Annotated in this window: 9 protein-coding genes and 1 other annotated feature; of the genes, 4 read left to right on the plus strand and 5 right to left on the minus strand. The window is 54.0% G+C overall.

Annotation, left to right across the window (positions count from 1 at the left end; translation table 11 throughout):
• Positions 1-278: 278 nt before the first annotated feature.
• From clpB to rluD, 3 genes are all read right to left on the minus strand, one after another.
• On the minus strand, positions 279-2,855 hold the full coding sequence (gene clpB / locus F9C28_RS18975; RefSeq protein ID WP_199016839.1) for an ATP-dependent chaperone ClpB: 2,577 nt from the start codon (positions 2,853-2,855) through the stop codon (positions 279-281).
• Between the two features lie 129 nt (positions 2,856-2,984).
• Positions 2,985-3,716 (minus strand): purine nucleoside phosphorylase YfiH, encoded by a 732-nt coding sequence (gene yfiH / locus F9C28_RS18980; RefSeq protein ID WP_199016840.1) that lies wholly within the window; start codon positions 3,714-3,716, stop codon positions 2,985-2,987.
• Entirely contained in the window at positions 3,713-4,693 is a 981-nt protein-coding gene (gene rluD, locus F9C28_RS18985) for a 23S rRNA pseudouridine(1911/1915/1917) synthase RluD (RefSeq protein WP_199016841.1), read from the minus strand. The genes yfiH and rluD overlap by 4 nt, the downstream gene beginning before the upstream one ends.
• Before the next feature lie 130 nt (positions 4,694-4,823).
• Here rluD and bamD point away from each other — a divergent pair, with 130 nt between their 5' ends.
• The 4 genes from bamD to pheA all read left to right on the plus strand — a co-directional run bounded on the left by bamD (position 4,824) and on the right by pheA (position 7,609).
• Entirely contained in the window at positions 4,824-5,561 is a 738-nt protein-coding gene (gene bamD, locus F9C28_RS18990; protein WP_199016842.1) for an outer membrane protein assembly factor BamD, read from the plus strand.
• 273 nt (positions 5,562-5,834) lie between these two features.
• Positions 5,835-6,173 (plus strand): ribosome-associated translation inhibitor RaiA, encoded by a 339-nt coding sequence (gene raiA / locus F9C28_RS18995; protein WP_199016843.1) that lies wholly within the window; start codon positions 5,835-5,837, stop codon positions 6,171-6,173.
• Between the two features lie 113 nt (positions 6,174-6,286).
• Positions 6,287-6,412 (plus strand) — a sequence feature (Phe leader region).
• Positions 6,288-6,335 (plus strand): hypothetical protein, encoded by a 48-nt coding sequence (locus F9C28_RS19000; protein WP_199016847.1) that lies wholly within the window; start codon positions 6,288-6,290, stop codon positions 6,333-6,335. Its footprint overlaps the feature before it by 48 nt.
• Positions 6,413-6,448: 36 nt before the next feature.
• Positions 6,449-7,609: a bifunctional chorismate mutase/prephenate dehydratase gene (pheA, locus tag F9C28_RS19005; protein WP_199016844.1), complete on the plus strand. Its 1,161-nt coding sequence runs from the start codon at positions 6,449-6,451 to the stop codon at positions 7,607-7,609.
• Positions 7,610-7,663: 54 nt separating this feature from the next.
• Here pheA and tyrA read toward each other — a convergent pair whose 3' ends face one another.
• Both tyrA and aroF read right to left on the minus strand, forming a co-directional pair.
• Positions 7,664-8,785: a bifunctional chorismate mutase/prephenate dehydrogenase gene (gene tyrA / locus F9C28_RS19010; protein ID WP_199016845.1), complete on the minus strand. Its 1,122-nt coding sequence runs from the start codon at positions 8,783-8,785 to the stop codon at positions 7,664-7,666.
• A gap of 10 nt (positions 8,786-8,795) precedes the next feature.
• Positions 8,796-9,866 carry a 3-deoxy-7-phosphoheptulonate synthase AroF gene (gene aroF, locus F9C28_RS19015; RefSeq protein WP_199016846.1) on the minus strand — a complete coding sequence of 357 codons (1,071 nt, stop codon included), beginning with the start codon at positions 9,864-9,866 and terminating at the stop codon, positions 8,796-8,798.
• Between the last annotated feature and the right edge of the window lie 133 nt (positions 9,867-9,999).

A 9,999-nucleotide genomic window follows, 5' to 3' on the forward strand; every position in this document is an offset into this window, starting at 1 on the left:
CGTATAATACGTTTTCCTCTTTCAAAGTCAACTGTTTATTTTCACGTTTCGTTACTCGTAAACGTTGTTTTCCTTTGCCTGACGGGCCGGTTTAGAAGCCGTTGTGCCGTGTCAGTGAAGGCGCATTATAGGGAGTTTCTGACGGCTGACAACCCCTGTTTTTAAAATAATTTACTGACTGCTCACATTCCAGGCAATATGCCGTAATACACAGCAACCCGGCGATTTAAACAACAAAAAGGGCCCCGCAGGGCCCTTTTCTGGCAGGACAATTATGCTTATGGCTGGGTCGCCACAATGACACCGTCTTTATCCACCAGCTCGATCGTTTTCCCCGGGACCAGCTCACCAGACAGTATCTGCTGTGCCAGCGGGTTTTCAATCTGCTGCTGAATAGCGCGTTTCAGCGGACGGGCACCATACACCGGGTCAAAACCATTTTCCCCCAGCAATTTGAGCGCCTCAGCGGAAATGTGCACGCTATAGCCGCGTTCTTCCAGCCGTTTGTACAGGCGCTGCAACTGGATTTGGGCAATAGACGCAATGTGCTGCTGACCAAGCGGATGGAATACCACCACCTCATCAATACGGTTAATGAATTCAGGGCGGAAGTTATGGCTAACCACTTCCAGCACCAGATCTTTCATTGACCCATAATTCAGCTCACCAAACCGTTCCTGAATAAGATCAGACCCCAGGTTAGAGGTCATGATAACCACGGTATTACGGAAATCGACTGTCCTCCCCTGCCCGTCAGTCAGGCGGCCGTCGTCCAACACCTGCAGCAGGATGTTAAACACATCCGGGTGCGCTTTTTCCACTTCATCCAGCAGGATGACGGAATAAGGACGGCGGCGCACGGCTTCCGTGAGGTAACCCCCTTCTTCATAACCGACATATCCCGGAGGCGCCCCAACCAGACGCGATACCGAGTGTTTTTCCATAAACTCAGACATATCGATTCTGACCATCGCGTCATCGCTATCAAACATAAAGTTAGCCAGCGCCTTACACAGTTCAGTTTTCCCCACCCCGGTCGGGCCGAGGAACAGGAAGGAACCGATCGGACGGTTAGGATCCGCCAGGCCAGCGCGGCTACGGCGAATAGCGTTAGATACCGCTTCGACAGCTTCATTCTGGCCAATCACGCGATCGTGTAACTGTTCTTCCATCCGCAGCAGTTTGTCGCGCTCGCTTTCCATCATGCGGGCCACCGGAATACCGGTCCAGCGCGCCAGCACCTCGGCAATTTCGGCATCGGTGACTTTATTACGCAACAGGCGCATGGTTTTGCCTTCCGACTGGGTCGCAGCCGCCAGCTGTTTTTCCAGTTCCGGGATCTTGCCATACTGCAGCTCGGACATCCGGGCCAGGTCGCCATTACGGCGCGCCTGTTCAATGGCAATCTTGGCTTGTTCCAGTTCGGCCTTGATAGTCTGGGTTCCGGAGAGCGAGGCTTTTTCTGCTTTCCACTCGTCTTCCAGCTCAGCGTACTGACGTTCTTTATCAGACAGCTCTTCTTCCAGCATATCGAGCCGTTTCTTGCTCGCTTCGTCTGCTTCTTTACGCAGCGCCTGCTGTTCCAGTTTTAACTGGATGATGCGCCGGTCCAGCCGGTCCAGCTCTTCCGGTTTGGAGTCAATCTGCATGCGAATGCTGGATGCCGCTTCATCAATAAGGTCGATGGCTTTATCCGGCAACTGGCGGTCAGCAATATAACGGTGGGACAGCGTCGCCGCCGCCACGATAGCCGGGTCAGTAATCTGCACATGGTGGTGCAATTCATAACGCTCTTTCAGGCCGCGCAGAATGGCAATGGTATCTTCGACCGTTGGCTCAGCCACAAACACCTTCTGGAAACGCCGTTCCAGCGCAGCGTCTTTTTCGATGTATTGACGATATTCATCCAGGGTAGTGGCGCCAACACAGTGCAGCTCACCGCGCGCCAGCGCCGGTTTCAGCATATTCCCGGCGTCCATTGCGCCGTCCGCTTTACCCGCCCCGACCATCGTGTGGAGTTCATCAATAAACAGGATGACATTGCCTTCCTGTTTCGCCAGGTCATTAAGGACACCTTTCAGGCGCTCTTCAAATTCCCCGCGATATTTCGCCCCGGCCACCAGCGACCCCATATCCAGCGCCAGCACCCGACGGCCTTTCAGCCCCTCAGGAACCTCGCCATTAACGATACGCTGAGCCAGCCCTTCAACAATGGCCGTTTTACCGACCCCGGGCTCACCAATCAGTACCGGGTTATTTTTGGTACGGCGCTGCAGCACCTGGATAGTGCGGCGAATTTCTTCATCACGGCCAATAACCGGATCCAGCTTGCCTTGCTCGGCACGCTCGGTCAGATCCACTGTAAATTTTTTCAATGCCTGACGTTGGTCTTCGGCATTCTGATCATTCACGCTTTCGCCTCCACGCAATTGCTCAATAGCTTGCGTCACTTTGGCTGTCGTCAATCCGGCATTTTTCAGTAAGTCGGCCAGAGAGCCACGTGTCTCAAGCGCCGCCAGAACGAACAGCTCCGACGAGATAAAATTGTCACCTTGTTTCTGTGCCAGTTTGTCGCACAGGTTCAACGCACGGACCAGATCCTGAGACGGCTGAACATCCCCACCGGTCCCTTCGACCTGTGGTAAACGGCTCAGCGCTTCATCAATGGCAGTACGTAATGTCCCGACGTTAACGCCCATAGAGGTCAGTAACGGGGCAACAGATCCCCCTTCCTGCTTGAGCAATGCGCTCATCAGGTGAAGCGGTTCGATATATTGGTTGTCGTGCCCGAGAGCGAGAGATTGGGCATCGGCGAGTGCTAGCTGGAATTTATTAGTAAGACGATCCAGGCGCATAACTCCTCCCATAACAGGTCAAAATTGCTACTGGAGATTAAATGAGGTCATCCCTCAAATATTCAAGGTTAATGACCATAATTATATGCAAAGGTAGTTACCCGCGCTGGATCGTCTTGATTCTATAGGTTATAGCAGCCAGATGAAACTTGCCATACGGCCAGTAACCTTGTCGCGACGGTAAGAAAAGAAGCTGTCGGACTCAGTCCATGTACAGCGGTCCCCGCCAAATACCCGGGTGACCCCCGCTCGCGCCAGACGTTGACGCGCCAGCTGATAAATATCAGCGTAGAACTTCTGCCCTGCCGGACGAAACGCCGTATCGGCAGCCTCATCCCTGGCCATAAACGCGTCGCGAACCTCCGGCCCCACCTCAAACGCCTGCGGGCCGATGGCTGGCCCCAGCCAGGCCATAAGATTTTCGGGACGATCCGTAAAACAGGCGATGGTCTCTTCCAGAACCCCTTCACATAACCCGCGCCAGCCAGCATGTGCTGCTGCAACCTCCGTACCGGCGCTATTACAGAATAGCACCGGTAAACAATCTGCCGTCATTACCGCACAAACTGTTCCTGGAGTCTTTGTCCAGGAGGCATCGGCACGTTTGGAAGGATAAGGCCCACCGTCAAGCGTAAGCACCGCCGTACCGTGGACCTGCTCCAGCCATACCGGACGCGATGGCATATCCGCCGCCTGATAAAAACGCTGGCGGTTCTCTTCGACATGGGCAAGATCATCCCCACAGTGGGCGCCCAGATTAAGCGAACGGTACGGACCCTCACTCACCCCACCAGCGCGGGTACTGCTACAGGCCCGGACATTTCCGGGCAACGGCCATTGCGGAACAATCAGTTGTGTCATAACCAGTCCACGTGATCTTTATGTTCTTCGAAATCTTCCTGGAGCACGCTAATCAGCTCCACCATATCCTCAGGGATCGGCGCATGCCACTCCATCAGAATGCCACTGACCGGATGGTACAGACGTAACATGGTGGCGTGCAGCGCCTGGCGATCAAAGCGGCGCAGAACATCAACAAATTTATCAGACGCATATTTTGGCGGACGCGGACGGCCGCCATAAACCGGATCGCCCACCAGCGGATGGGTGATGTGTGCCATATGCACACGGATCTGGTGAGTACGCCCGGTTTCGAGGCGCAAACGCAGACGGGTATGAATGCGGAAATGCTCCATAATACGGTAGTGGGTCACCGCAGGTTTACCCATCGGGTGAACCGCCATCTGAGTGCGTTTAGTCGGGTGGCGGCTAATCGGTTCACTCACCGTACCGCCCGCCGTCATGTGGCCAATGGCAACCGCTTCGTACTCACGGGTGATTTCCCGCAGTTGCAGGGACTCCACCAGACGCGTCTGGGCCGGAACCGTTTTGGCAATGACCATCAGCCCGGTAGTGTCTTTATCCAGGCGGTGAACAATACCGGCACGGGGAACGTCTGCGATCGGGGGATAATAGTGCAACAGCGCATTCAGCACTGTCCCGTCCGGGTTACCCGCGCCGGGGTGAACAACCAGACCGCGAGGTTTGTTGATAACAATGATATCATCGTCTTCATAGACGATATCCAGTGCGATATCCTGTGGTTCGAAGCGGATATTTTCATCAATCTCGGCATTGATGGCGACGCTCTCCCCACCGAAAACCTTTTCTTTCGGGGTGCTACAAATGTTGCCATTAACCAGTACGCGCTGGTCAAGAATCCATTCTTTTATGCGCGAACGTGAATAATCCGGGAACAATTCGGCCAAAGCCTGATCTAAGCGTTGACCGAGTTGAGATTCGGACACCGTTGCGGTGAGTTGTACTAGTTGTGCCATAGACAGCTTCTTCGTTAACGTTGGGTTTTACGGCTTTGCCGTTTAATATAGTGTGCTATTGTAGCTGGTCTTAATCGGGAGCTTAACGGAGAGCCTCCCGGAATAACATTCTGAGGAAAGTCAAAACGTCATGACGCGCATGAAATATCTGGTGGCCGCAGCCACGTTAAGCCTGGCATTGGCTGGTTGCTCCGGTTCCAAAGAAGAGGTTCCTGATAATCCGCCTTCTGAAATCTACGCGACAGCACAGCAAAAACTGCAGGACGGTAACTGGAAAGCTGCGATAACGCAACTGGAAGCGCTGGATAATCGCTATCCGTTTGGACCGTATTCCCAGCAGGTGCAGCTTGACCTGATTTACGCCTATTACAAAAATGCTGACTTACCTCTTGCCCAGGCAGCTATCGATCGGTTCATGCGGCTGAACCCGACTCACCCGAACATCGACTACGTGATTTACATGCGTGGGCTGACCAACATGGCGTTAGATGATAGCGCATTACAGGGCTTCTTTGGTGTTGATCGTTCCGATCGCGATCCACAACATGCCCGTGACGCATTTGGTGACTTCTCGCGTTTGGTACGTAGCTACCCGAACAGCCAGTACAGCACCGATGCCACTAAACGTCTGGTCTACCTGAAAGACCGTCTGTCCAAATATGAGCTGTCCGTGGCCCAGTATTACACCGACCGCGGTGCCTGGGTGGCGGTAGTCAACCGCGTTGAAGGTATGCTGCGTAACTATCCAGATACCAAAGCCACCCGCGACGCGCTGCCGCTGATGGAAAAAGCGTACCGTAAAATGCAGATGACGGTTCAGGCTGACAAAGTGGCCAAAATTATCGCAGCTAACCCGGTCAACAGTTAATCCCCCTTTAAAAACAAAAAACGGCAGCCTGGTGGTTGCCGTTTTTTTATCCGCTATACGCCCATAGCTGAAACGCTTTAGCGATGACTGATCCTGTTAAATATGGTACCTCTTGAGCCAGTTCACAAGTTAAAAGTGGTGGTATCATGCCCTGTCTCACAAAAAGAGCCGATTGACAAAAACCGACAAAATAACGTGATAAAAATCACACATTTTGACATTCAGCGCGGTATGCTGAATTCACCAAGACGGTAAAGACAAGAGGTAACATTTATGACAGTGAACATTACCAGCAAACAGATGGAAATCACCCCCGCAATCCGCCAGCATGTCGAAAGCCGTCTCACTAAACTGGACAAATGGCAAACACACCTGATTAATCCGCATATTATCTTGTCTAAAGAGCCACAGGGCTACGTGGCCGATGCGAATATTAACACCCCTAACGGGCAGCTGATTGCCAGCGCAACCAGCGAAGATATGTACGCGTCAATCAACGAATTGATCAACAAGCTGGAACGCCAGCTGAACAAAGTGCAGCACAAAGGCGAAGCGCGCCGTGCCGCCACATCAGTGAAAGATACCACCCTGGCCGCCGAAGAAGAGGAATAAGCCTGACAACGGGTAACACGCTGATAAACGCGCCTCAGGGCGCGTTTTTTGTTTTTGTTGACAGACCGAAAAGAGTACGGGTACCTTAACTACCCTACTTCACAGGAATCAACCATGACCCGGCTACCGTTTTTCTTCGCATTCTTTTTTACCTTCCCCTAAACGGGAGGCAATTCGTCATGTGATAGAGAATGCGAAGACGAACATTAAGGCCTCCCAACCCGGGGGGCCTTTTTTATTTCCGGCAACAAAGACAACGACAATAAGGTAGCACTATGACAGCGGAAAACCCTTTACTGGACTTACGAGAAAAAATCAGCGCCCTGGACGCCCAATTGCTGGCGCTGCTAGGCGAACGGCGCGAGCTGGCGGTGCAAGTCGGGAAAGCCAAAATTACCTCTCATCGCCCGGTGCGGGATATTGATCGGGAGAAAGATCTGCTGGAGCGCCTGATTCACCTCGGCAAAGCCCATCACCTTGATGGCCATTACATCACTCGCCTGTTCCAGCTTATCATCGAAGACTCCGTTCTGACCCAGCAAGCCCTGTTACAGCAGCACCTTAACCAGACTAATCCGGCCTCCGCCCGGATTGCGTTTCTCGGCCCGAAGGGCTCCTATTCACATCTTGCTGCCCGCCAGTATGCCGCCCGGCATTTTGAGCAGTTTCTGGAGAGTGGCTGTAGCCGCTTCAGCGATATCTTCAGCCAGGTGGGAACCGGCCAGGCCGACTATGCCGTGGTCCCCATCGAAAACACCAGCTCCGGCGCCATTAACGACGTCTACGACCTGCTGCAACATACGTCGCTGTCCATTGTTGGCGAGATGACCGTGCCCATTGACCATTGTGTCCTGGTATCGACAACCACCTCTCTTGATAACATCGACACCATTTACAGCCACCCGCAGCCATTCCAGCAATGCAGCCAGTTTATTGCCCGCTACCCGCACTGGAAAATTGAATACTGTGAAAGCACCTCTGCGGCAATGGAAAAGGTTAAACAGGCCAATTCCCCCCGGGTCGCCGCGCTGGGCAGTGAAGCCGGTGGCGCACTCTATGGTTTGCAGGTGCTGGAACGTAGCCTGGCCAATCAGGCACAGAACATAACCCGCTTCCTGGTACTGGCCCGTAAAGCCATTGACGTCTCCGACCAGGTACCGGCTAAAACCACGCTGCTGATGGCCACAGGCCAGCAGGCGGGCTCTCTGGTTGAAGCGCTGCTGGTACTGCGTAACCATAAGCTGATCATGACCAAGCTGGAATCGCGCCCGATTAACGGCAACCCGTGGGAAGAGATGTTCTACCTGGATATTCAGGCCAATGTGAAAGATGCCACCATGCAGCAGGCGCTGCGTGAAATGACAGCATCGGCCCGGTCACTGAAAGTGCTGGGGTGCTACCCCAGTGAGAATGTGGTACCGGTAGATCCGGCCTGACACAACGTAAAAAGCCAGCGCAATGCTGGCTTTTGGTTTGTTGTTCCATTGTGGCTACTGTCGGCTATCGTTCGCCTGGCGTAACAGCGTACGGCTCTCGCTCTGGAAGCGTTTGGCGTAATCACCAAACCAGTGCTCCACCTTTCGGAAGCTATCAATAAACGCCTGCTTATCACCGTGCTCCAGCAGGGCTATCGCCTCGCCAAAGCGCTGATAGTAGCGCTTTATCAGCGCCAGATTGCTCTCCGACGACATAATAATATCGGCATACAGCTGGGGATCCTGGGCAAACAGGCGCCCGACCATCGCCAGCTCCAGGCGGTATATCGGCGAAGAGAGCGCCAGCAACTGCTCAAGCTGGACATTCTCCTCCGCCAAATGCAGCCCGTAAGCAAAGGTAGCAAAATGCCGCAGCGCCTGGATAAACGCCATATTCTGATCGTGTTCAACCGCACTGATCCGGTGGATCCGCGCCCCCCAGACCTGGATCTGCTCCAGGAACCACTGATAGGATTCCGGTTTACGACCATCGCACCACACCACCACCTGTTTTGCCAGGCTGCCGCTGTCCGGGCCAAACATCGGATGTAGCCCCAGTACCGGCCCGGGGTGTGCCGCCAGCATAGCCTGTAACGGCCCCGCTTTTACCGATGCCAGATCCGCGAGAATGCAATCCTCCGGCAGCGGCGGCAGGCGCGCGATAACGCTCTCAGTCAGATGGATAGGCACACTGACAATCACCATCCCGGCATCCTGGAGGATAGCCTCTGCCTGGCCCCAGTCCCCCTGCTCCAGAGAGCGGACCTGGTAACCGGATAAACTCAGCATTTTACTGAACAGGCGCCCCATCTGGCCCTGCCCACCCACGATAACCACCGGCCGCAACCCGGGGTTCAGGGTCTTAAACCCTTTGTCATTCTCGCTGGAGTACGACTCGCGCATCACCCGGCGCAGCACATCTTCAATCAGATCCGGGGGAACCCCGAGTTTCTCCGCCTCCGCCCGCCGTGAGGCCAGCATCGACGCCTCACGCTCCGGCACATAAATTGGCAACCCGTAACGGCTTTTTACCTCGCCAACTTCCGCAACCAGCTCCAGGCGGCGCGCCAGTAACCCCAGCAGCGCCTTATCCACTTCATCGATTTGATCGCGTAATGCGGTCAACTCAGCCACCATAACCAACCTCTTACGCCAAACGGCTCTTCAAATGCCCGGACAGATCCTGATGGATTTCACTTAGCAGGGCCTCGGTCGTCTCCCAGTTAATACAAGCATCGGTCACTGACACGCCGTACTTCATCTGGCTGCGCGGCTGCTCTGAAGACTGATTACCTTCGTGGATATTACTCTCGATCATCAGGCCAATAATAGAGCGATTACCGTCCTTAATTTGGGCGATAACTGATTCCGCAACCGCGGGCTGACGGCGGTAATCTTTATTGGAGTTTCCGTGGCTGTAGTCCACCATCAGGGCGGGACGCAGCCCGGCGCTGGCCATCTCTTTTTCACACTGTTCGACATCTGCCGGGCTGTAATTCGGCGCTTTGCCGCCGCGTAAAATCACGTGGCCATCCGGGTTGCCCCGGGTTTGCAGCAGGCTGACCTGGCCGGCCTGATTGATACCCACAAAACGGTGCGGCATCGCGGCGGCGCGCATGGCGTTAATTGCCGTGGCCAGGCTACCGTCGGTACCGTTTTTAAATCCAACCGGCATCGACAGCCCGGAAGCCATTTCACGGTGGGTCTGTGATTCTGTCGTGCGGGCACCAATCGCCGCCCAGCTAAACAGATCACCCAGGTATTGCGGGCTGTTCGGGTCCAGCGCCTCAGTGGCCAGCGGTAACCCCATGCTGACCAGTTCCACCAGCAGGTGACGGGCAATTTTGAGCCCGGTTTCGATATCAAACGAGCCATCCATATGCGGATCGTTAATCAGCCCTTTCCAGCCAACGGTGGTGCGGGGTTTTTCAAAATAGACGCGCATAACAAGGTAGAGACTATCACTCACCTGTTCGGACAAGGTTTTAAATCGACGAGCATATGCCAATGCGGTTTCCGGATCGTGGATTGAGCAAGGTCCACACACCACCAGCAGACGCGGATCGCGCCCGGCAATAATGTCTGATATGGTCTTACGGGATTGCTCAATCTGTAATGTCTGGGCGGCAGTTAACGGGAACTCAGCCTTCAGTTGATCCGGGGTAATCATTACCTGTTCATCAGCGATATTAATATTGTTCAGCGCGTCTTTTTGCATGATTAAATCCTGTTAGCTCGTCTGTCGATAGTCTTACGGCTTTGTTGAATAAATCGAACTTTTAGCCGAAATTAGGATCAGATCACCACACTCCTGACCCTGTAGCGACATCCTGTGACAAAGCAAAAGTTCA

This window comes from Shimwellia pseudoproteus (assembly GCF_016415625.1).
GTDB classification, from domain to species: Bacteria; Pseudomonadota; Gammaproteobacteria; order Enterobacterales; family Enterobacteriaceae; genus Shimwellia; species Shimwellia pseudoproteus.

Excerpts from the sequence above, each read along its gene's own strand:
- clpB (WP_199016839.1), bottom strand. The coding sequence starts at position 2,855 with ATGCGCCTGGATCGTCTTACTAATAAATTCCAGCTAGCACTCGCCGAT.
- yfiH (WP_199016840.1), bottom strand. The coding sequence starts at position 3,716 with ATGACACAACTGATTGTTCCGCAATGGCCGTTGCCCGGAAATGTCCGG.
- rluD (WP_199016841.1), bottom strand. The coding sequence starts at position 4,693 with ATGGCACAACTAGTACAACTCACCGCAACGGTGTCCGAATCTCAACTC.
- bamD (WP_199016842.1), top strand. The coding sequence starts at position 4,824 with ATGACGCGCATGAAATATCTGGTGGCCGCAGCCACGTTAAGCCTGGCA.
- raiA (WP_199016843.1), top strand. The coding sequence starts at position 5,835 with ATGACAGTGAACATTACCAGCAAACAGATGGAAATCACCCCCGCAATC.
- pheA (WP_199016844.1), top strand. The coding sequence starts at position 6,449 with ATGACAGCGGAAAACCCTTTACTGGACTTACGAGAAAAAATCAGCGCC.
- tyrA (WP_199016845.1), bottom strand. The coding sequence starts at position 8,785 with ATGGTGGCTGAGTTGACCGCATTACGCGATCAAATCGATGAAGTGGAT.
- aroF (WP_199016846.1), bottom strand. The coding sequence starts at position 9,866 with ATGCAAAAAGACGCGCTGAACAATATTAATATCGCTGATGAACAGGTA.